This window comes from Stenotrophomonas sp. 116085_Sma (genome assembly GCF_056479585.1).
Genome location: NZ_CM151057.1, coordinates 1,022,894 through 1,043,902, shown reverse-complemented (window position 1 = coordinate 1,043,902; position 21,009 = coordinate 1,022,894). Strand labels below are relative to the sequence as shown.

Annotated in this window: 16 protein-coding genes and 6 tRNA genes; 8 read left to right on the top strand and 14 right to left on the bottom strand. The window is 66.6% G+C overall.

The window, feature by feature from the left end; genetic code table 11:
* Positions 1 to 56 precede the first annotated feature (56 nt).
* The 8 genes from tig to ACZK0Z_RS04720 form a co-directional block, all read right to left on the bottom strand.
* A complete protein-coding gene (gene tig, locus ACZK0Z_RS04755; protein WP_049426654.1) occupies positions 57 to 1,352 on the bottom strand; it encodes a trigger factor in 1,296 nt (431 codons plus the stop codon).
* A 190-nt stretch (positions 1,353 to 1,542) separates the two neighbouring features.
* Positions 1,543 to 1,627 (bottom strand) — tRNA-Leu (locus tag ACZK0Z_RS04750).
* A 110-nt stretch (positions 1,628 to 1,737) separates the two neighbouring features.
* Complete coding sequence (locus ACZK0Z_RS04745; protein ID WP_197633206.1) at positions 1,738 to 2,043, bottom strand: hypothetical protein; 306 nt, start codon at positions 2,041 to 2,043, stop codon at positions 1,738 to 1,740.
* Positions 2,044 to 2,250: 207 nt separating this feature from the next.
* A tRNA-Lys gene (locus tag ACZK0Z_RS04740) sits at positions 2,251 to 2,326 on the bottom strand.
* A gap of 198 nt (positions 2,327 to 2,524) precedes the next feature.
* Positions 2,525 to 2,600, bottom strand: a tRNA-Lys gene (locus ACZK0Z_RS04735).
* 79 nt (positions 2,601 to 2,679) lie between these two features.
* A tRNA-His gene (locus tag ACZK0Z_RS04730) sits at positions 2,680 to 2,756 on the bottom strand.
* Between the two features lie 174 nt (positions 2,757 to 2,930).
* Positions 2,931 to 3,007: transfer RNA gene (locus ACZK0Z_RS04725), tRNA-Arg, on the bottom strand.
* 39 nt (positions 3,008 to 3,046) lie between these two features.
* Positions 3,047 to 3,123 (bottom strand) — tRNA-Pro (locus ACZK0Z_RS04720).
* Positions 3,124 to 3,302: 179 nt separating this feature from the next.
* On the opposite strand from ACZK0Z_RS04720, the gene ACZK0Z_RS04715 reads away from it, so the two are divergent.
* Positions 3,303 to 4,061, top strand: coding sequence for a Bax inhibitor-1/YccA family protein (locus ACZK0Z_RS04715; protein ID WP_049431150.1), 759 nt, complete (start codon positions 3,303 to 3,305; stop codon positions 4,059 to 4,061).
* Between the two features lie 70 nt (positions 4,062 to 4,131).
* Positions 4,132 to 4,752, top strand: a complete 621-nt coding sequence (locus ACZK0Z_RS04710; protein WP_049431147.1) for a flavin reductase family protein — start codon at positions 4,132 to 4,134, stop codon at positions 4,750 to 4,752.
* A 3-nt stretch (positions 4,753 to 4,755) separates the two neighbouring features.
* Here ACZK0Z_RS04710 and ACZK0Z_RS04705 read toward each other — a convergent pair whose 3' ends face one another.
* The 6 genes from ACZK0Z_RS04705 to grxC form a co-directional block, all read right to left on the bottom strand.
* A complete protein-coding gene (locus ACZK0Z_RS04705) occupies positions 4,756 to 5,517 on the bottom strand; it encodes a sulfite exporter TauE/SafE family protein (RefSeq protein WP_049431144.1) in 762 nt (253 codons plus the stop codon).
* Between the two features lie 25 nt (positions 5,518 to 5,542).
* Complete coding sequence (locus ACZK0Z_RS04700) at positions 5,543 to 6,451, bottom strand: LysR substrate-binding domain-containing protein (protein ID WP_197633205.1); 909 nt, start codon at positions 6,449 to 6,451, stop codon at positions 5,543 to 5,545.
* Between the two features lie 53 nt (positions 6,452 to 6,504).
* A complete protein-coding gene (locus ACZK0Z_RS04695) occupies positions 6,505 to 7,248 on the bottom strand; it encodes a cysteine hydrolase family protein (protein WP_049431138.1) in 744 nt (247 codons plus the stop codon).
* 201 nt (positions 7,249 to 7,449) lie between these two features.
* Positions 7,450 to 8,454, bottom strand: coding sequence for an isocitrate dehydrogenase (locus tag ACZK0Z_RS04690; RefSeq protein ID WP_099551263.1), 1,005 nt, complete (start codon positions 8,452 to 8,454; stop codon positions 7,450 to 7,452).
* Between the two features lie 325 nt (positions 8,455 to 8,779).
* Positions 8,780 to 9,172, bottom strand: coding sequence for a carboxymuconolactone decarboxylase family protein (locus ACZK0Z_RS04685; RefSeq protein WP_005408260.1), 393 nt, complete (start codon positions 9,170 to 9,172; stop codon positions 8,780 to 8,782).
* Positions 9,169 to 9,459, bottom strand: a complete 291-nt coding sequence (grxC, locus tag ACZK0Z_RS04680; protein WP_049400919.1) for a glutaredoxin 3 — start codon at positions 9,457 to 9,459, stop codon at positions 9,169 to 9,171. Before grxC ends, ACZK0Z_RS04685 begins: the two co-directional genes overlap by 4 nt.
* 142 nt (positions 9,460 to 9,601) lie before the next feature.
* On the opposite strand from grxC, the gene ACZK0Z_RS04675 reads away from it, so the two are divergent.
* The 6 genes from ACZK0Z_RS04675 (at position 9,602) to ACZK0Z_RS04650 (ending at position 20,884) form a co-directional block, all read left to right on the top strand.
* Positions 9,602 to 11,248 carry a M48 family metalloprotease gene (locus ACZK0Z_RS04675; RefSeq protein ID WP_049431132.1) on the top strand — a complete coding sequence of 549 codons (1,647 nt, stop codon included), beginning with the start codon at positions 9,602 to 9,604 and terminating at the stop codon, positions 11,246 to 11,248.
* A gap of 116 nt (positions 11,249 to 11,364) precedes the next feature.
* Entirely contained in the window at positions 11,365 to 12,054 is a 690-nt protein-coding gene (gene phoB / locus ACZK0Z_RS04670) for a phosphate regulon transcriptional regulator PhoB (RefSeq protein ID WP_005408258.1), read from the top strand.
* A 106-nt stretch (positions 12,055 to 12,160) separates the two neighbouring features.
* A complete protein-coding gene (gene phoR, locus ACZK0Z_RS04665; RefSeq protein WP_100443773.1) occupies positions 12,161 to 13,492 on the top strand; it encodes a phosphate regulon sensor histidine kinase PhoR in 1,332 nt (443 codons plus the stop codon).
* 4 nt (positions 13,493 to 13,496) lie between these two features.
* On the top strand, positions 13,497 to 15,584 hold the full coding sequence (gene ppk1, locus ACZK0Z_RS04660) for a polyphosphate kinase 1 (RefSeq protein WP_197633317.1): 2,088 nt from the start codon (positions 13,497 to 13,499) through the stop codon (positions 15,582 to 15,584).
* A gap of 451 nt (positions 15,585 to 16,035) precedes the next feature.
* A complete protein-coding gene (gene ppx / locus ACZK0Z_RS04655; RefSeq protein ID WP_106550085.1) occupies positions 16,036 to 17,562 on the top strand; it encodes an exopolyphosphatase in 1,527 nt (508 codons plus the stop codon).
* 397 nt (positions 17,563 to 17,959) lie between these two features.
* The gene (locus tag ACZK0Z_RS04650) at positions 17,960 to 20,884 is read left to right on the top strand and encodes a TonB-dependent receptor domain-containing protein (RefSeq protein WP_049430302.1); all 2,925 of its coding nucleotides are present in this window, start codon (positions 17,960 to 17,962) and stop codon (positions 20,882 to 20,884) included.
* Positions 20,885 to 21,009 lie beyond the last annotated feature (125 nt).

Here is a 21,009-nt window from a genome sequence, read left to right as displayed (position 1 = left end):
GGGGGCTACAACCCCGCGCCGGCAAAGGCGCGGGGCATCCGGTGATCCGCCCGGGCTTACTGGCGGATCGCGTCCTGGAACGACAGCTTCTCTTCGGTGTGCTGGGCACGCTCGGCGATCCAGTCGATCACCTGCTCTTCCATCACACGGTTCTGCAGGCCAGACATCAGCTGGGGGTCGTTGCGGTACATCTCAATGACCTGGTCCGGCTCTTCGTAGGTCGAAGCGATCAGACGCATCGTTTCGTTCAGGCGCTTGGCTTCCAGGCGCAGGTCGTTGATGCGGGCCACTTCACCGACCAGCAGGCCGACCAGCACGCGCTTGGCGGCGGCGTCCTTGAAGCCTTCGTGGGCATCGGCCGGGATCTCGCCGACGTTCTGGCCGTTGCGGCGGATCTGCTCGACCTGCTGGGCCAGCATGGCGCGGGCTTCGTTCTCGACCAGGCGCGGCGGCATTTCCACCGAGGAATAGGCGGCGATCAGCTGCTCGCCCACTTCGCGGCGCAGGCGGTTCATCAGGGCGCCCTTCAGCTCGCGCTCCAGGTTGGCGCGGATGTCGCTGCGGAACTGCTCCACATCGCCACCCTTCACGCCGAAGCTCTTGATGAAGGCTTCGTCGACCGCCGGCACGACCGGCTCGGAGACTTCGGCCACCTTGACGGTGACCTGCACGGTCTTGCCGGCCAGCACCGGCACGCGCCAGTCAGCCGGGAACTCGACGTCCAGGGTCTTCTCTTCACCCTTGGCCAGGCCGACCAGGCCCTTTTCGATGGTTTCGAACATCATGCCCTGGCCGAGCACGATCGAACCCTTCTCGGTGCCTTCGGCCGGCAGGCGCTCTTCGCCGGCCTGCGACCAGGTTTCCACCGCGACCAGGTCACCGTCCTGCGCGCCACGGCTGACCGGGGCCCAGGTACGACGCTGGTTCTGCAGGTTCTCGATCATCTGGTCGATGTCGGCGTCGGTGATCTCGGCGCTGTGGCGCACCACGGTCAGCTTGCTGACGTCGATGTCGCCGAAGTCCGGCACCACTTCCACGGTGGCCACGAAGGAGAACTCACCCTCGTCGCCCTTGTCGATGCGCGGGCTGCCGACGATGCGCAGGTCGTGCTCGCGCACGGCCGCGTCGAAGGTTTCGCGCAGCAGGCCGTCCAGCGCCTCGCCACGGACCTGCGCGCCGAAGCGCTGCTCGATCACCTTGGCCGGCACCTTGCCCGGGCGGAAGCCCTTGATGCGGGTGGTACGGGCGATTTCGCCCAGGCGGCCGACGATGTGGCTCTGCAGACGCTCTTCCGGCAGCGAGAAGCTCAGGCGGCGTTCCAGGTTGCCGGTGGATTCGATCGAAGCTTGCATGTTGACTCCTGCCACCGGTGGCCCAGGCCCCCGGCTCGATGATTGGGATGAAACGGTTGTAAGGACACGGCGTCTGGGACGCGCCTGCTTGCCGCAGCCCTTTAGTTTCGCCCAATTTGGCCTGCACTGCCAGCGCGTGCCGGTCAAGGGGTGCAGCGGGCCCGATCTGGGCGGGGAGACAGGCCGGCACTGGTGCGAAAGGGGGGACTCGAACCCCCACGCCTTGCGGCACTGGAACCTAAATCCAGGGCGTCTACCAATTCCGCCACTTTCGCGTGGCCGGCACAGGCCTTCATTGTCGCAGGCGGGGGCCGGAAGCGAAAGGTCTGCACAAAGCTGAATCTGCTGTCCCGGACGACCGGCAGCCGCCCGGGACGGCCCTGGATCAGGGTTTCAGGGGTGCGGCGGGCGCTGCGTCAGCCCCCTGCCCGCCCGCTGCGTCCACGTTGCGGATCTCGATGCCACCGCCATCGGTCCGGCGCAGCTGCACCGCTTCGGGCTGGGTCACGCCTTCAGCCGGCGCCGCCGGCTGCATCTCCATCGCCTCACCGACAGTAGGTGCGGGAACATGCTGCGCATCGGCATCGCGCTGCACGGTCTGCGCTGGGTCGCCCGGCGGGCTGCAGGCAGCGAGCGCCACCAGCGCGAGCGGAACCATCGCCCATGAAACGCGTCGGTTGATATCGGCCATCAGATTCTCCTTCATGCATGCGCCATCAGCGCGGAAGAACCATTGGGTGCGATGCAGGACACGAAGCGGTGAGAAGCAGCGCACAGCATTGAAAACACTGATGACGCGTATGACCCCGGTTTCATCACCGCTTCAGTAGCGACTTGGCGCACTCAGCCAGGCCACAGGCAAGAAAAAAGCCACTTGGCTGACCAAGTGGCTTTCGTCTGGTGGGCTGTCAAGGATTCGAACCTTGGACCTATTGATTAAGAGTCAACTGCTCTACCAACTGAGCTAACAGCCCGAAATCGGGGCGCGAATTATGACCCGATCCGCTCGGTGGGTGCAAGCACTTTTTTCAACATCGTTGAAACCAGCGCTGCGGTCCCGCTGCCGCTGCAGCGGCCCCGCCAGGCGGAGCGCTTCAGCGCGTGATCCATCGAAATGATGGGGTCACACTTATAAGAAAAAAGCCACCTGGCGTACCAGGTGGCTTCCGTCTTGGTGGGCCGTCAAGGATTCGAACCTTGGACCTATTGATTAAGAGTCAACTGCTCTACCAACTGAGCTAACGGCCCGTGAAACTCAGACGCACATTGTAGCGTGCGTTCTGTTTATTGCAATACCGTTTCGGCAGCGCCGATGCGGTTGAATCAGTGGGGTGGCTGAGGGGATTCGAACCCCCGACCACCGGAATCACAATCCGGTACTCTAACCAACTGAGCTACAGCCACCACTGAAACTTTCGCCCCACCGCCGCTACTGCCGACGCGGGAGCTTCAAACCTTTGCCTGGAGACTGTCACCGAAGTTCCGGTCCGCCGAAGCGAGTCCGATATTCTGGTGGAGTCTTTACGCTTTTGCAAGCACTTCTTCACATCCGTCGATGCGATCCCAGTGCCTCGCCAATGGCGCGCCCGACAGGAATCGAACCTGTAACCGCCGGCTTAGAAGGCCGGTGCTCTATCCAGTTGAGCTACGGGCGCCCGAACCGGAACGGCGTCCAATCCGACGTGATGTGGGATTGGTCGGGGTAGAGGGATTCGAACCCCCGACATCCTGCTCCCAAAGCAGGCGCGCTACCAGACTGCGCTATACCCCGGTCTTGCAATCCCCTCGGGCCAGGCCCGGGGAGCTGGTCATTGTGGCCAAGCGCATCATGAACTGTCAACGCGGCGATCCGGACCCGACGCGTGGCACGGCGCCACGCGCAGCCATCGGCTATGCTCCCGGTCATCGGCCGGATGGCCGTCCAGCCCCTCATTCGCACGGAGAACACGCATGCGCAGCGGCAACCCGGCTCTTTCCGAGTCGACCTTCCTCGACCTCGCCAGTGGCTCGGTGGTGACCAGCCCCGACCAGGTCATGACCCTCAACGGCACCGCCAACAAGACCGGCATCCTGCTGCTGCTGACCGTGCTGACCGCGGCGTTCGCCTGGAGCCAGTCGGTCGATGAGTACGGCCAGATTTCCGGCAGCGCGAGCCTGTACGCCATCGGCGGTGCAATCGGCGGCCTGGTGCTGGCGCTGATCACCATCTTCAAGAAGGAATGGTCGCCGGTCACCGCACCGATGTACGCGCTGGTCGAAGGCCTGTTCCTGGGCGCCGTCTCGGCCCTGTTCAACATGAAGTACCCGGGCATCGTATTCCAGGCCGTGCTGCTGACCTTCGGCACCCTGGCCGCGCTGCTGTTCGCGTACCGCAGCGGCATGATCAAGGCCACCGAGAACTTCAAGATGGGCGTGGTCGCCGCCACCGGCGGCATCGCCCTGCTCTACCTGGCCTCGTTCGTGCTCGGCTTCTTCAACATCGATGTGCCGGTGATCCACGACTCCAGCTGGTTGGGCATTGCTTTCAGCCTGTTCGTGGTGGTCGTCGCCGCGCTGAACCTGGTGCTGGATTTCGACTTCATCGAAACCGGCGTGGCCCAGCGCGCGCCGAAGTACATGGAGTGGTATGGCGCATTCGGCCTGATGGTGACCCTGGTCTGGCTGTATGTGGAGTTCCTGCGCCTGCTGTCGAAGATCCAGCAGCGCTGAGCCCCATCAGGTCGTAAACGACAAGCCGTGGTCCGAGAGGGCCACGGCTTCTTTTTTGGAACCCCACCCCATGTCCCACACCTTCCACAGCTATCGCCCGGCCGACGGCCACCGCCTGCCGCACGACCCGTTCAACGCCATCATCGGCCCACGACCGATCGGCTGGATTTCCAGCTGCGACGGCGAAGGAACATTGAACCTGGCGCCGTACAGCTTCTTCAATGCGTTCAACTACACCCCGCCGATCATCGGCTTCTCCAGCCAGGGCCGCAAAGACTCGCTGCGCAACATTGAAGCGACCGGTGAGTTCGCCTGGAACCTGGCGACCTTCGACCTGGCCGAAGCAATGAACGAAAGCTGTCGTGCGGTCGGGCCGGAGGTCGACGAGTTCGCCCTGGCCGGGCTGACGCCACTGGCCTCCACGCAGGTCGCGCCACCCCGCGTGGCACAGAGCCCGGTAAGCATGGAATGCCGCTGCACCCAGATCGTGCGCCTGCGCGATGCCGCCGGGCAGGACACCAACGGCTGGCTGGTGCTGGGCGAAGTGGTCGCAGTGCACATCGATACCCGTTTGCTGGTCGATGGCATCTACGACACCGCTGCAGCGGCGCCGATCCTGCGCGGCGGCGGCCCCGCCGACTACTTCCGCATCGGCGCCGAACAACGCTTCCGCATGTTCCGCCCGGCCTGAGTCTCAGGCCGCCGGCGCGCGTGCCAGCAGCGCCGGCAGCGACGAGGCCAGCAACGCGATGCCTGACGCCGTGAGCAGGCTCAGCACGACCTGCCGGAAACGCGCTTCGCTGATGCCGATGTAGACCCGCGCACCCAGCAGGGTCGGCGCCAGCATCGCCGGCGCCACGATGGCGAAGTACGGCAGCATCTGCCGCGTCACCAGTCCACTGCCAACATAGGTGGCCATGGTCACCGCCAGCATGGCCAGGTTGAAGTTCTGGATGACCGCGCGCTGCTCGTCCTTGCCGAAGCCGCGCAGCGTGCTCCACAACGTCGGCACCGGCCCGGCGAAGCCACCGATGCCACTGAGCACGCCACCGGCCATACCGGCAATGGCGTCACCCACGCGCCCTCCGATCGTGATCGGCGGCAACGAGCGCGCCATCAGCATCACCGGGCACCACAGCGCCAGGAAGCCGCCCAGCAAAGCCTTGAACCAGTCCATGTCCAGCTGCGGCAGCACCATCACGCCCAGCGGAATGCCGGCCAGCCCACCCAGCACGAAGGGCAGCAGCAGGCGCAGGTTGAAGCCACGGCGCACGGTGAACACCGCCACCAGCTGGCCGACCAGCGCGCCGAACACCGACAGTGTGGCCGCCAGTCGCGGCTCCAGCCCCCATGCCCAGAACGACATCGCCACCATGCCGAAGGCGAAGCCGGACAGCCCCTGCACGAACCCGGCAACGATCGCGCCAAGCGCGACCAGCAGATACACCGACTCCATCACCACCTCGGTTGCAACCGCGCGGCTACCCTGCCGCGCCCATCTGCGCAGCGTAGTGCGCTACAAGGTGCTCGACCAGCGCGCGCACTTTCGGCGCCAGCGCACGTGCATGCGGATACAGCGCGAAGTAGCGGCGCTGCCCGGCATGCCAGGCCGGCAGCACGCGGATCAAGCGGCCCGCGCGCAGGTCCTCCTGGACGGTCAGCGCAGTGAACAGGCTGATGCCCATTCCGGCCAGCGCGGCGGCATACAGCGCAGGCGTGGCATCCACGCGCAGGCGCTGGCCGGCCTCGATGCTCACGCAGGTACCGCGCGGCCCCTGCAGCTGCCAGGGCGGCATTGACGGCGTGGGACTGAATCCCAGCAGCGTATGTTGTTCGAGATCCGCAGCCTGCCGCGGCAGACCACGACGTGCCAGATAGGCCGGCGCGGCCACCAGGATGCGCGGGCAGCTGGCCAGTTCGCGCGCGACCAGCTGGCTGTCCGGCAACGAGGGCGCGATGCGCAGGGCCAGGTCGAAACCGCCCCCCACCACATCGACCAGTTGATCATCGGCTGACAGGTCCAGCGAGACCTGTGGGTTGCGCTGCAGGAACGACGGCAGCCACTGGGGCAGCTCCTGGCTGGCGACCACCTGCGGCACGCTGATGCGTACGGCGCCACTGGGCTGCGCCTGCCCGGCACGCGCGCGGTCATCCGCCTCCTGCAGACGATCGAGCAGCAAGCCCGCCTCCCGGTAGTAATCGCGTCCGGCTTCGGTCAATGACAGCCGGCGGCTGTTCCGATCGAGCAGGCGTACCTGCAGGTGGTCTTCCAGTTGCCGCAGCTGCCGTGACATCGCCGAGTGGGTCGTGCCCAGGCGTTCTGCCGCAGCGGTGAAGCTGCCTGCGTCGACGATGGCGCGCAGCGCACGCAGGGCAGCGAAATGATCCATCAGCGAGCGGTTCCCCCTGGCAGGGCCCACGGCATGCGGGCCCTGCCAGCTTATCAAGCGCCGTCGCCGGCTTTGCGCACCGGCAGCGCCAGGATCGCATCGGTACTCAGAACGTCACCGAAGGCGTCCTCGATCTGCGCCAGCGAGGCCTCGTGCAGCACGCGATGATCCATGCGCTGGCCGCTGGCCAGATCCAGGTCGCGACTGGCGCTGGCATCGGACGACACGATCACCCGGTAGCCACGCGGTGCGGCGGCTGCATCGCGGGCCGCACCGGCCACGCAGGCATGGGTTTGCAGGCCGGTGACGATCAGCGTGTCGATGCCGGCGTCCTTCAGCACGGTGTCCAGCACGGCAGCCGAAGCACCAGCGAACACGCTGACGTTGTCCTTCTGCACCACGGTTTCGCCCTTGCGCGGCAGCAGGTCACGATGGAAGGCGGCGTTGACGCTGCCCTGCGCAAACAACGGCGCGCCGGCCGGCAGCACGTGTTGCACATGGATCACACGGATGCCATGCGCATCGGCGAACTCGACCACCCGCTTGGCCTGGCGCAGCGCCGCCATGCCATCGGGAATGACCATGCGGCCACCGGCAAAGCCCGGTGCAGCGCTGGCATCGAAGTATTCGTTCTGGAAGTCGATCACCAGCACGGCGGTCTTCGCGGCATCCAGCGAGGCCGCGACCGGCACGCCGGCCATGTCGCGGATGGTGGAATGGGACGGCTCGGCAGCGGCAACCGGGGCGGTGGCGGCCATGCCGATCAGGCTGGCCAAGCCGAAGGCGGTGAGGTTCATGGGAGGGTTCCTGTGTGGTGGGTGTGGGGGCACAGGATGCGTAGCGATTGGCGCACGGACCAGCCGTGCGGCGGTACATGATCTGTGCGGAAACCGCACAACCGATCATTCCGTCATCCACGCATGGCGTGGATATACCGGAAAACGCAACGGGGCGCCCGAAGGCGCCCCGTTGGGATCCAACCGAGGTCGACCGGCCGCTTACAGGCGGGTGGCGATGGCCTTGGCGAAGCTCATGGTGGTACCGGTGCCGCCGAGGTCGCCGGTCAGCGAATCCTTGGCTTCCATCGTTGCGACGATGGCCTTGCGCAGGCGCTCGGCGTTTTCCGGCTGACCGATATGGTCCAGCATCTGCGCGGCTGCCAGCAGCAGCGCGCACGGATTGGCCTTGCCCTGGCCGGCGATGTCCGGCGCGGTGCCGTGCACGGCTTCGAAGATCGCCGCGTCCTTGCCGATGTTGGCACCCGGGGCCAGGCCCAGGCCGCCAACCAGGCCGGCGCACAGGTCGGAGATGATGTCGCCGAACAGGTTGGTGGTGACGATCACGTCGAACTGTTCCGGACGCATCACCAGCTGCATGCAGCAGTTGTCGACGATCATTTCCTGGAACTCGATGTCCGGGTACTGCGCGGCCACTTCACGGGCGACGTTCAGGAACAGGCCCGAGGTCGACTTGATGATGTTGGCCTTGTGCACGGCGGTGACCTTCTTGCGGCCGACGCTGCGGGCCAGCTCGAAGGCGTAGCGCACGATGCGCTCGGAACCCTTGCGGGTGATGCGGGTGCCGGAGAAGGCGGTCTCGCCGTCGGCCGACACTTCCTGGCCTTCGGCCAGGTACGCACCTTCGGTGTTCTCACGAACGGTGATCAGGTCGACGTTGTCGAAACGCGACTTGGTGTTCGGGAAGGTGTGGGCCGGACGCACGTTGGCGTACAGGTCGAAGTGGCGGCGCAGGCTGACGTTGATCGAGGTGAAGCCACCACCGACCGGGGTGGTCAGCGGGCTCTTCAGCGCGACCTTGTTGCGCGCGATCGATTCCAGGGTCACCGCCGGCATCAGGTCGCCGTGCTTTTCCAGGGCCACCAGGCCGGCGTCGGCGTCTTCGTACTCCAGGCCAGCGTTCAGCTGGTCGAGCACGAACAGGGTGGCGTCCATGATTTCCGGGCCAATGCCGTCGCCGCGGATGACCGTAATTTTCTGCGTCATTGATCGATGTTCCGAACAGGGGGAAAAACGCCGTCCGGACGTGCCCGGAAACGCCGGCGCAAAGGAAGTTTCACCGGCAATTATGCCTGAGCCGGGGCCGAGGTCCCAAATAGACCATGGTCCCAGTCCCCGGCTCAGGCAGAATTGCCCGCGCATTCCACCTTATCCCCGCGCCTGTCGGCGCGCCCCCTTGAACAACAAGGGGGCTCCAGGACTGTTGGATCGCGGGGCAGGCCCCCTCGCGGGCCCGGTAGTGCCGGCCGCTGGCCGGCAACCCCGGCCATGCCGGATTCAGGCGATGCCGGCCAGCGGCCGGCACTACCCCTCAGTGCTCGTGCGCTGCCGGGGCGGCGGCGCCGCCTTCGAGCTGGTCGAGGAAGTCGACCGCGCGGCGCAGGTGCGGGATCACGATCGAGCCGCCGACCACCAGGCCGACCGAGAAGGTCTCGAAGAACTCCTCGCGGGTCACCCCGGCGTCCTTGCACTGGGCCACGTGGTAGCTGATGCAGTCGTCGCAGCGCAGCACCATCGAGGCCACCAGGCCCAGCAGTTCCTTGGTCTTCACGTCCAGCGCGCCGGCCTGGTAGGTCTGCGTGTCCAGTGCGAAGAAGCGCCGCACCACCTGGTTCGGTTCGCCCAGGATGCGCTCGTTCATGCGCTTGCGGAAATCGGTGAACTCGGCGATGCGGTCCTTGCTGCCGTCGTCGGCCGCGCTCATGCCTGGCCCTGCCCGGCCAGCAGCGGCTCGAGCTTGCCTTCACGGTGCAGGGCCATCATGTCATCGTAACCGCCGACATGGACATCACCCACGAAGATCTGCGGCACGCTGGTCCGACGGGTCAGCGCCATCATCTTCTCGCGCTCGACCGGGTCCAGGTCGATGCGGACCTCGGTCCACTGCTGGCCCTTGCTCTTCAGGAAGTTCTTGGCGGCCACGCAATACGGGCAGACGGCGGTGGAATAGATGGTGATGGCGGGGGCACCGCCGGCGGTCTGGGCTGTCACGGGAAACTCCACGATGGATCGACGGTCTACATATGGTACCGGTGCGCTGGAATTTCCACGCCACCGACGCAACACTGTGGATTAACGAATGGTTGCCCCCTGCCCTGCCACGCTTGGCGCGCCCTGCCCGAGGATCTTCTGCTTGCGAGCCCTGCTGCTGACTACCGCCGTCACCCTGGCCCTGGCCATGCCGCTGGCCCAGGCCCAGGAGAAGCTGCCCGACATCGGTTCCTCGGCCGGCGAGCTTCTGACCCCGGCGCGCCAGGCCGAGTACGGCGCGATGATGCTGCGCGAGCTGCGCAACTACGGCTACCTGCTGGACGACCCGCTGGTGAACGACTGGTTGCAGACCATGGGCACCCGGCTTGGCTCCAACAGCGACCAGCCGCGCCAGCCCTACACCTTCTTCGTGATGAAGGACCGCCAGATCAACGCCTTCGCCACGCTGGGCGGCTACATCGGGGTCAATGCCGGCCTGGTGCTGACCGCCGAACGCGAGGACGAGGTGGCTGCAGTGCTGTCCCACGAAATCGCCCACGTCACCCAGCAGCACGTGCTGCGCGGGGTCGAGCGCGCCCAGCGCGACCAGATTCCGATCCTGCTGGGCATGCTGGCGGCGGTGGTGGCTGCCCAGGCCAGCAACAGCACCTCCTCGGGCAATGCGACCATGGCCGCGATCAGCTCGGGCATGGGCCTGATGCAGCAGCGGCAGATCAACTACACCCGCTCCAACGAATCGGAGGCCGACCGCCTCGGCATCCGCACCCTGTCGCGCAGCGGCTATGACGTGGACGCGATGGCCGGCTTCTTCGAGCGCATGTCGGCGGCGATGCGCGGCAACGAGGGCGGCTACAGCGTGCCCGAGTTCCTGCGCACCCACCCGGTCAACATCACCCGCATCAGCGAGGCCAAGGCCCGCGCCGAGCAGATGAAGAAGGACACGGTGCTGCTGACCACCAGCACCCCCAGCGGCGAGCGCAAGGAACGGGTGAATCCGGCCGACCCGGGCTTGGCCGAGCCGCTGCTGCGCGGAAACAACCCCCTGCTGCCCAGCAGCGTGCTGCGCATTCCGGTCGGCCAGCTGGCCCGTGGCGCCAGCGGCGACTTCGAGTGGGCACGCGAACGCCTGCGGGTGCTCAGCGCCGATTCCACCGCCGAGCTGGAGCGCGAATACGCAGATATGGCCAAGCGGCAGAAGGACGGCCTCAACGATGCACAGCGCTACGGCCAGGCGCTGGCGGTCATGCGCGGCGGCCGCAGCGGTGCCACGCAGGCCCGGCAGACCCTGGCCAGCCTGCTGCAGACCCGCCCGGACAACCTGTGGCTGGCACTGGGCCTGGGCGAGGCCGAATCGCGTGCCGGGCTGGGGGCGCAGGCCAACACCCGTTTCGAGCAGCTGCTGCGCGAGCACCCCAACAGCCGGCCCGTGGCCCTGACCTATGCCGAGATCCTGAACGAACAGGGCACCCGCGAGGCCGGCCAGCGCGCACAGGCCATGCTGCGGCCCCTGCTGTCGCAAAGTGGTAACGATCCGGTCTTCCAGCAGCGATACGCCCGTGCCAGCGAGCTGGCCGGTGACAGCGTGCGCGCCAGCGAGGCCTATGCCGAGGCCGCCTTCCTCAGCGGCCGCCCGGAGCAGTCGCTGATGCAGCTGCAGGCGCTCAAGCGCAACCCGGCGCTGGACTATGTGGGCCGGGCGCGGGTGGATGCGCGCATCGAGGCGATCACCCCCACCGTGCTGGAGCTGCGCCGCCAGGGCGTGCAGGACCCGGACCTGGACCGCCGCTGAGTGCTGCATGACCGGTCGATGGCAATCCCGACCGGTTCCGGCCAGGCAGTCACAAACATGTCATCAAACCGTAGTCTACTGGCACCACTCCAGTAACCGAGCCCTACGGTGTCCTCGTGCAGAAACGCATCCTGATCGTCGATGACGAGCCCGCGATCCGTGAAATGGTCGCCTTCGCCCTGCGCAAGGGCGATTACGAACCGGTCCACGCCGGCGACGCCCGCGAGGCCCAGACCGCGATCGCCGACCGCGTTCCCGACCTGATCCTGCTGGACTGGATGCTGCCCGGCACCAGCGGCCTGGATCTGGCCCGCCGCTGGCGCAAGGAGACGCTGACCCGCGAAGTGCCGATCATCATGCTGACCGCCCGCGGTGAAGAGAACGACCGCGTGGGTGGCCTGGAAGCCGGTGTCGACGACTACGTGGTCAAGCCGTTCTCGGCGCGCGAACTGCTGGCCCGCATCCGTGCGGTCATGCGCCGCGCCCGCGAGGACGACGAAGACGGCAGCGTGGCGGTGGGCCCGATCCGCATCGACGGCGCCGCCCATCGCGTGTTCGCCAACGACCAGCCGGTGCCGATCGGCCCGACCGAATACCGCCTGCTGCACTTCTTCATGACCCACCCCGAGCGCGTCTACACCCGCGCCCAGCTGCTGGACCATGTGTGGGGCGGCAGCGTGTACGTGGAGGAGCGCACCATCGACGTGCACATCCGCCGCCTGCGCAAGACGCTGGAACCGTTCAACGCCGAGAACATGGTGCAGACCGTGCGCGGCGCCGGCTACCGCTTCTCCACCGCCACCTGAGTCTCGTCGTGCCGGCGCCACGCACCCGCGGGTGCCGGCGCCGGCAACTCTGCTATAACCCTCGGTTCACCCCAGTGAACCGCCGCACCTCAACGACGAGATCGCAATGCCCCGCCACATCCGCTCTGCCTGGTTGAAGACCCTGGCCACCGTTGCCGCGGTACTGCTGTTCTCCGGACTGGTGGGGTGGTTCACGGGTCACCTGTGGTTGTGCATCGCACTGGGCGCACTGGCCACCCTGGCCTGGCATTACTGGCGGCTGCGCAGCGTGCTGCGCCGGCTGACCGCGCGCCAGCGCTGGGACACCGCCGAGGAAGGCACCGGCGTCTGGAACGAGCTGGACCGCCTGCTGTACCGCAACCAGGTGGAAATGCGCGTTCGCAAGCGCCGCCTGCTCGACATGCTGCGCAGCTACCGCGCCGCCGCCGCCGCGCTGCCCGACGCCGTGGTGGTGCTGGACCGCAACAGCCAGCGCGTGCAGTGGTTCAACGAAGCGGCCACCGCCCTGCTCGGCCTGCATCATCCGGGCGACCTCGGCGAGGCCCTGGTCGAACGCCTGCAGCCGATGCCGCTTGCCCACTGGCTGGCCGGCGGCCGCAATGCCGAGCCGATCCTGGACGTGCCCTCGCCGGTCGATCCGGCGATCCGCCTGAACCTGCGCCTGATCCCCTATTCGTCGGACTACTGGCTGCTGATCGCCCGCGACGTCAGCAAGCTGCTGCGCCTGGAACAGGTGCGCCGCGACTTCGTCGCCAACGTTTCACACGAACTGCGCACGCCGCTCACCGTGGTCCACGGCTACCTGGACATGATGGACCCGGAGGATTTCCCGGGAACCGGACCGATGCTGGAAGAAATGCGCAAGCAGAGCCAGCGCATGGCCCAGCTGGTGGAAGACCTGCTGACCCTGTCGCGGCTGGAATCGCAGGAACACAGCGAGGAAGAGACCGTGGCCATGCAGCCGATGCTGGCCACGCTGCGCCGCGAGGCCGAAGCGCACAGCCAGGGCCGCCACCAGATCAGCATCGACGATCAGGCCGGCGTCGACCTGCAGGGCTCCACCAAGGAACTGCACAGCGCCTTCTCCAACCTGGTGACCAATGCGGTGCGCTATACCCCGGCCGGTGGCCGCATCGCGGTGGAATTCCGCCGCGAAGGCGACGGCGCGGTGCTGGCGGTGCGCGATTCCGGTTACGGCATCCCGGCCACTCACCTGCCGCGCCTGACCGAACGTTTCTACCGTGTCTCCAGCAGCCGTTCCCGCGAAAGCGGCGGTACCGGCCTGGGCCTGTCCATCGTCAAGCACATCCTCGGCCTGCACCACGCGCGGCTGGAGATTGAAAGCGAGGTTGGCAAGGGCTCGGTGTTTTCCTGCCATTTCGATGCCGACCACGTGCGCCCGCGCGAGTCCGCCCCCCTGACTTCCATCGAAGAATGACGCCATGAGCAGCCTCGGATCCCTCCCCCTCCCCGTGAGCCCGGACAACGATCCGTTGCGCGACCCGGCGCTCTACATCAACCGCGAACTGTCGCAGCTGGATTTCAACTTCCGCGTGCTGGCCCAGGCGATGGATCCGCAGGTGCCGCTGCTGGAGCGCCTGCGCTTCATGTGCATTTCCTGCACCAACCTGGACGAGTTCTTCGAGATCCGCGCCGCCGCCGTCCGCCACGCGCAGGAGTTCGGCCTGCCGCCGGCACCGGACGGGATGAGCCCGCAGGCCATCCTCAACGCCATCCACGACCGCGCCGCCGAACTGGTGGACCAGCAGTACCGCTGCTGGAACGAGACGCTGCGCCCGGCACTGATGGAGGCCGGCATCGGCGTACTCGGCCGGCATTCGTGGACCCACCGCCAGAAGCGCTGGCTGCGCGCGTACTTCCGCAACGAGATCATGCCGGTGCTGTCGCCGCTGGGCCTGGACCCGGTGCACCCGTTCCCGAAGATCCTCAACAAGTCGCTGAACATCGTGGTGGTGCTGAAGGGCACCGATGCGTTCGGCCGCGCCGGCCACCTGGCCATCGTGCGTGCGCCGCGCTCGCTGCCGCGCATCATCCAGCTGCCGGAGAAGCTCGGCGGATCGCAGAACTTCGTGTTCCTGTCGTCGGTGCTGTCCACCTTCGTCGATGAGCTGTTCCCGGGCATGGAAGTCCAGGGTGCCTACCAGTTCCGCGTTACCCGCAATTCCGAGCTGGTGGTGGACGAGGAGGAAGTGGAGAACCTGGCGCTGGCACTGCGCGACGAACTGGTCGATCGCGGCTACCGGCCGGCGGTGCGGCTGGAAATCGCGCAGGACATGCCGCGCGAGATCGTGCGCACCCTGCTGCAGAACTTCGGCCTGACCGAGAACGCGGTGTACCGCATCGACGGCCCGGTCAACCTCAACCGCATCATCCAGCTGTACGACCTGATCGCACAGCCGGACCTGAAGTACCCGCCGATGACCCCGCGCACCCTGCGCGACAGCGACGGCATCTTCGAGACAGCGGCGCGCCAGGACCTGCTGCTGCACCACCCGTTCGATGCCTTCACCGCGGTGCTGGACCTGATCCGGCAGGCGGCGATCGATCCCAACGTGCTGGCGATCAAGCAGACCCTGTACCGCACCGGCAAGGATTCGTTGATCGTCGACGCGCTGATCCAGGCCGCGCGCAACGGCAAGGACGTGACCGTGGTGGTCGAGCTGCGCGCGCGCTTCGACGAAGAGGCCAACCTGGGCCTGGCCGATCGCCTGCAGGAAGCCGGCGTGCAGGTGGTGTACGGCGTGGTCGGCTACAAGACCCACGCCAAGATGCTGCTGATCGTGCGCCGCGAGGGCCGCAAGCTGCGCCGCTACGTGCACCTGGGCACCGGCAACTACCACAGCGGCACCGCACGCGCGTACACCGACATCAGCCTGATCACTGCCGATGCGGACATCGGCAACGATGTGCACCTGCTGTTCCAGCAGCTGTCCGGGCTGGCGTCGAAGATGAAGCTCAAGCGCCTGCTGCAGTCGCCCTTCACCCTGCACACCGGCATCCTCGGCCGCATCGAGCGCGAAACGCGCATCGCCGCCGCCGGCCGCCCGGCGCGGATCATCGCCAAGATGAACGCCCTGAACGAACCGCAGGTGGTGCGCGCGCTGTACGCCGCGTCGCAGGCCGGTGTGCAGATCGACCTGATCATCCGCGGCGCCTGCACCCTGCGCCCGGGCGTAGCGGGCATCTCGGACAACATCCGCGTGCGTTCGATCGTCGGCCGCTTCCTGGAGCACAGCCGCGTCTACTGGTTCGGCAACGACGGCGCACCGGAGATGTACTGCGCCAGCGCCGACTGGCTGGAACGCAACCTGCTGCGCCGGGTGGAAACCTGCTTCCCGATCCTGGACCCGGAGCTGGCCAAGCGCGTCTACCGCGAAGTCCTGCAGAACTACCTGGACGACAACCTCAACGCCTGGGAACTGGATGCCGACGGCATCTACCACAAGCGTGCGCCGGCCCACGACGAAGCCCCGCACTCTGCGCAGATGGCATTGATGCAGGGTCTCTGACCTGGTGTGTCGACCAAGGTCGACACCCACCATCAGATCGCAGAGAACTGTCGAAGGCGGGGTGGGTCCGGTGGCAGGGGTGTGAGCCGCATGGGCCCGAGGCATGCCTCGGGCGGGTTGGGCAGGACGCCCAACCCCGGTCTTGCCGTGTGCGCAGGACTGCGCACACGAGCAAGCGGCGACCAAGCCCCCATGGGTGAGGGCGCTTTGCTTGCGAAGCACTGCTTCGCGAGCGCCCGAACGCCCAGCCGCCAGCGGCTGGGCCGGCCTGGGGGTTCACGGCGTCCCCTGCCATCGGACCCACCCCGCCATCCCACGGATAGCCCGCTGTTGCTGTTGCCGTTGCTCTGGCCTCTGCAGGTGCAGGGCGCAGCCCTGCCGCACTCCCCTCTTCCAAAATGTGAAGGCCACGCGGTGACGAGCACACCGCCCCTTCGGCTAACATTCGCCCATGCCGCATACCACCACGACTCCGCCCGCATTGCAGGATGGCGACCTGCTGGCCGCCATCGACCTTGGCTCCAACAGTTTCCACATGGTCATCGCGCGCTACACGCTCGGCCAGCTGCGGGTGATCGACCGCCTGCGCGAGACGGTGCGCATGGCCGACGGCCTGGATGGCAAAGGTGGCCTCTCCGCCGCTGCACGGCAGCGCGCGCTGGAATGCCTGGCCCGTTTCGGACAACGCATCCGCAATGTGCCGCCGCACCGGGTACGCGCATTGGCCACCAACACCGTACGCCAGCTGCGCTCGCCGCAGTCGTTCCTGGTCCCGGCCGAAACCGCGCTGGGGCATGCCATTGAAGTGGTCAGCGGCCGCGAAGAAGCACGCCTGATCTACCTCGGCGTGGCCCACGCGCAACCGCCCAAACCCGGCCAGCGCCGCCTGGTCATCGACATTGGCGGTGGCTCCACCGAGTTCATCATCGGCATGGGCATGCAGACCCTGGAGCGCGAGAGCCTGCAGGCCGGCTGCATCGCCAGCACCCGCCGCTTCTTCCCGGGTGGCAAGCTGAGCAAGAAGCGCTGGAAGGATGCGCTGGCCGAGATCGGCCGCGAGTTCCAGCCCTTCGCCAGCAAGTACCGCGCACTGGGCTGGCAGGAAGCGCTCGGCTCCTCGGGCACGCACAAGGCGATCAGCGAGATCTGCGCAACGATGAAGCTGAGCAAGGGCGCGATCACCGCCGAGGCCCTGCCCCAACTGCGCGACGAACTGCTGAAGGCCAAGAAGATCGACGACATCCAGTTGCCGGGCCTGTCCAGCGACCGCCGCCCGATCATTGCCGGCGGCATCCTGGTGCTGGAGGCCGCCTTCCAGGCACTGGGCCTGCAGAAACTGCTGGTCAGCAAGGCGGCGATGCGCGAAGGCATCCTGTACGACATCGTCGGCCGCGCCGGTGAGAACGACCTGCGTGACGAATCGGTGGCCGCGCTCAGCCAGCGCTACGGCATCGACACGGTACAGGCCGACCGCGTGCAGGACACCGCGCTGTCGCTGCTGGAGCAGGTGCAGGAGCGCTGGAAGCTCGACGCCGACGACGCACGCATGCTCGGCTGGGCCGCGCGCCTGCACGAACTGGGCCTGATGATTGCCCACAGCGGCTACCACGTGCATGGCAGCTACGTGCTGGAGCACTCGGACATCGCCGGCTTCTCGCGGCAGGAGCAGCAGATGCTGGCGGCACTGGTACGCAGTCATCGCCGTAGCGTGACCAAGACCGCCTTCGACGCCCTGCCCGAGCGCCTGCTGCTGACTGCACGCCGGCTGGCCGCCCTGCTGCGCCTGGCGGTACTGCTCAACCGTGCCCACGAGGACGATCCGCTGCCGGCATTGGAACTGACCGCCGACGACAACCGCCTGTCGCTGATCGTGCCGCAGGCCTTCATCGATGCCCGCCCGCTGCTCCGCGCCGACCTGATCGGTGAGACCGACGGCCTCGCCGGCCTGGGCATCCAGTTCCGTCCGTTCGTGGCCTGATCCCTACTGCCAGAGCGGCGCGTCAGAACGCGTCGCCTTAGGCCTCCTCCGCGCGTGTTCGACAAGCTGTTGAAGCTCTACGACCACGGCCCTTCGGGGCCGTGGTTTTTTTCTGTTTCCGCGCAGGTTGTCGCTCCCTGCAATTGCCATGACGCTTTCAGTCCAGAGTCGAGGCGAGGATGCTTCGTCCGTCGCTCCCACGTCGATCAGATCAATCGATTGATTCACTTCCGGTTTGTGCGGAAGCGTCATGCCGTGCCATGGCGATTTCGTCCATTTCCCATACCTCTCCCCCTCCTCCTTCACTAGGTTCGAACAACCACCGCCTGCGGTGGCGTTGGCGCAGCCCGCTTGGCCGCGCACCGAAGACTTCGAAGACTGAGAGAGAGAGAGACCCATGACCATCCGTATTCCCGAACTCGGGTTGGCGATCCGTCGTGCACTTGCGATGACGGCAACCACTGCCCTGGCGGCTCCTGCCTTCGCGCAGCAGGCCCCCGAAGCCACCACGCTGGACCGCATCGAGATCACCGGCTCACGCATCCGCCAGGTCGACCTGGAAACCGCACAGCCGGTGCTGACCGTCAGCCGCGCCGACATCGAGCGACAGGGCTTCAACTCCGTTGCCGACATCCTGCAGAACCTGACTGCGACCGGCAGTCCGGCATTGAGCCGCGCCAGCCCACTGAGCGCCGGCGAAGCCGCCGGCGGCAGCTACGTGGACATGCGCGGCCTCGGTGCGCAGCGCACCCTGGTGCTGGTCAACGGCAAGCGGCTGGGCATGACCACCAGCGGATACCAGGACATTTCCAGCATTCCCGCCGCTGCGGTGGAACGCATGGAAGTGCTCAAGGACGGTGCCTCGGCCATCTACGGGTCCGATGCGATGGCCGGCGTGGTGAACATCATCACCCGCCGCAACGTCGAAGGCGTCACCGCCAACGTCTATCACGGCCAATACAGTGAAGGCGACGGCGCACGCACCCAGTACGACGTGGTTGCCGGCTGGTCCAATGACCGTGCTTCCATCAGCATTGCTGCCGAACATGTCGAAGAAAAGGGCGTCTGGGCCAGGGACCGTGGCTTCAGTGCCTATACCTATACCGACCGCCACGCGGATGACGGCTGGACCACGGTCGGCCAGTGGGGCCGCATCACCGGCTTCAAGGGCCCCGGCTGCAGCAACAGCCGGGGCTGCAGCTATTCGCTCGACCGTGGCAGCCTGCCGGGTGGACCGGACAGCTTCCACCTCAGCGACAACACACCATTCACCGGTGATGTCAGCAACAGCAACGAGCAGATGCATCTGCAGACGCCGATCAAGCGCGATTCGATCTTCGTCGATGCGCGCGTGGATCTGAACGACCAGGTCCGTTTCAACACGCAGCTGGCCTACAACCGGCGCACCACCACGCGCCAGATCGCCGGCTACCCCTTCCAGTCCGGCCCAGCCGGCATCACCCCGATGTCCGCCGACAGCTGGTTCAACCCGTTCGGCAGCCACCACGGCTACGACACGCCCAGTGATGTGCATTGGAACCGCCGTACCTGGGAAATTCCTCGCGTCAGCACCAGCGATCTGACCACCTGGCAGGCCGTCGCGGCATTCGAGGGCAACTTCGAATTCGGCGGTCGCGACTTCGACTGGGAAGCGGGCTACCAGTACAACCGCAGTGAGCTGACCCAACGTGCCACCGGCAACCTGCACAAACAGCGCGTGGCCGATGCCACCGGCCCCTCGTTCTTCAACCCGGAAACCGGCAGGGTTGAATGTGGCACCCCAGAAGCACCGATTGCCGGCTGCAAGCCGTGGAATCCGCTGGTTCCGGAGGGCCAGAATGATCCTTATGGGCTGACCGGCAATCCCGAACTGCAGGAGTGGCTGTTCCCGGAAGAACTCACCCGCGGGCGCACCACCACCCGCAATCTGTTCGCCAACCTCAGCGGCAGCCTGGCCACTCTGCCGGCAGGTGAACTCGGCTTCGCAGTGGGCGCGGAGAGCCGTCGTGAGGACGGTCGCTTCATCCCCGACCCGCTGGCGCAGACCGGTGCCACCACCAACCTGGCAGCCGGCCCGACCGGCGGCAGCTACCGTGTCGACGAAGCCTACCTGGAGCTGAGCGTGCCGGTGCTGCGCGACCTCGCCGGTGCCCGCGAGCTGACCCTCAACGCGGCCACGCGGTACTCGGACTACTCCACCTTCGGCGGAACCCTCAACAGCAAGTTCGGCGTCACCTGGAAGCCCATCGATCAGCTGCTGGTCCGCGGCACCTGGGCCCAGGGCTTCCGCGCGCCAACCATCGCCAACCTTTACGGCGGCGGCTCGGAGACGTTCACCACCGGCTTCCGCGACCCCTGCGACACGGTCTACGGTGCAGCGGCCAGCAGTCCTGAAGTGCGCGCGCGCTGCGCCGCCGACATCGCCAATGCCGACACCTACCGCCAGCTCGGCCAGGGCAATGAACCCATCACCGGTAGCAGTGGACAGACGCCCCTGCCCTTCACCAACGGCTCCAATCCGGACCTGCAGCCGGAAACCTCGACCAGCCGCACGCTGGGCCTGGTCTGGAGCCCGACGTTTGCCGAAGGGCTGAACATCGCTTTGGACTGGTGGAGGATCCGCATCGACAACACCATCGTTTCCGATCATCCCAATGACATCCTCCGCGACTGCTACGAGCTGGGCATCGCCGAGCGCTGCGGCAGCTTCACCCGCGATCCGGAGCTGGGCATTGTCAACAAGCTCAACTACGGCAACCGCAACAGCGGCTTCCGCCAGGCGGAAGGCTATGACCTGGAGATTGGCCACAAGGTCGAAACCCGCTGGGGCACGTTGAGCGCCGACTGGAAGACCACCTATGTGGTCAACGCCGAAGAGAAGACCACCAACGAAGCCGGCGTACCGGCCATCCCCAGCAACGGCATCGCCACCAACGGCGGCATCGGCTTCCGCGTTCGCTCCAACGCATCGCTGGGCTGGGAGCATGGCAATCTCGGCCTGACCTGGGGACTGCGCTACTTCTCCGCGGTCAAGGAACGCTGCCTGGGCGCGGAGGATTATCCGAACGAGTGTTCCCACCCCGGCCAGCGCGCGCCGTGGTTCAGCGGTACGCGCGACTACAACCGTCGTGGATCGGTCACCTTCCATGACGTGCAGGCGCGCTACAACCTGCCATGGGACGCCACCGTTTCGATCGGTGCCAACAACGTGTTCGGCCGCCAGGGGCCGGTCATGTACAGCCAGCCGAGTTCCAACTTTTCCTATTACGGCGGCTTCGACATCGGCCGTTTCATCTATATGAAATACCAGCAGCGCTTCTGATCCACGCACCAAACACGGTGCCCACCATGGCCCCTCGGGGCCGTGGTGGCGAGGGCCCCCGACCGCGTCATCTACTGGTCGCAAAGCGGTCATATCGGCTACATCGCCAGACCCGAGCATGCCGG

Coding starts and splice junctions, on each gene's coding strand:
- tig (WP_049426654.1), bottom strand. CDS start 1,352: ATGCAAGCTTCGATCGAATCCACCGGCAACCTGGAACGCCGCCTGAGC.
- ACZK0Z_RS04745 (WP_197633206.1), bottom strand. CDS start 2,043: ATGGCCGATATCAACCGACGCGTTTCATGGGCGATGGTTCCGCTCGCG.
- ACZK0Z_RS04715 (WP_049431150.1), top strand. CDS start 3,303: ATGCGCAGCGGCAACCCGGCTCTTTCCGAGTCGACCTTCCTCGACCTC.
- ACZK0Z_RS04710 (WP_049431147.1), top strand. CDS start 4,132: ATGTCCCACACCTTCCACAGCTATCGCCCGGCCGACGGCCACCGCCTG.
- ACZK0Z_RS04705 (WP_049431144.1), bottom strand. CDS start 5,517: ATGGAGTCGGTGTATCTGCTGGTCGCGCTTGGCGCGATCGTTGCCGGG.
- ACZK0Z_RS04700 (WP_197633205.1), bottom strand. CDS start 6,451: ATGGATCATTTCGCTGCCCTGCGTGCGCTGCGCGCCATCGTCGACGCA.
- ACZK0Z_RS04695 (WP_049431138.1), bottom strand. CDS start 7,248: ATGAACCTCACCGCCTTCGGCTTGGCCAGCCTGATCGGCATGGCCGCC.
- ACZK0Z_RS04690 (WP_099551263.1), bottom strand. CDS start 8,454: ATGACGCAGAAAATTACGGTCATCCGCGGCGACGGCATTGGCCCGGAA.
- ACZK0Z_RS04685 (WP_005408260.1), bottom strand. CDS start 9,172: ATGAGCGCGGCCGACGACGGCAGCAAGGACCGCATCGCCGAGTTCACC.
- phoR (WP_100443773.1), top strand. CDS start 12,161: ATGCCCCGCCACATCCGCTCTGCCTGGTTGAAGACCCTGGCCACCGTT.
- ppk1 (WP_197633317.1), top strand. CDS start 13,497: ATGAGCAGCCTCGGATCCCTCCCCCTCCCCGTGAGCCCGGACAACGAT.
- ppx (WP_106550085.1), top strand. CDS start 16,036: ATGCCGCATACCACCACGACTCCGCCCGCATTGCAGGATGGCGACCTG.
- ACZK0Z_RS04650 (WP_049430302.1), top strand. CDS start 17,960: ATGACCATCCGTATTCCCGAACTCGGGTTGGCGATCCGTCGTGCACTT.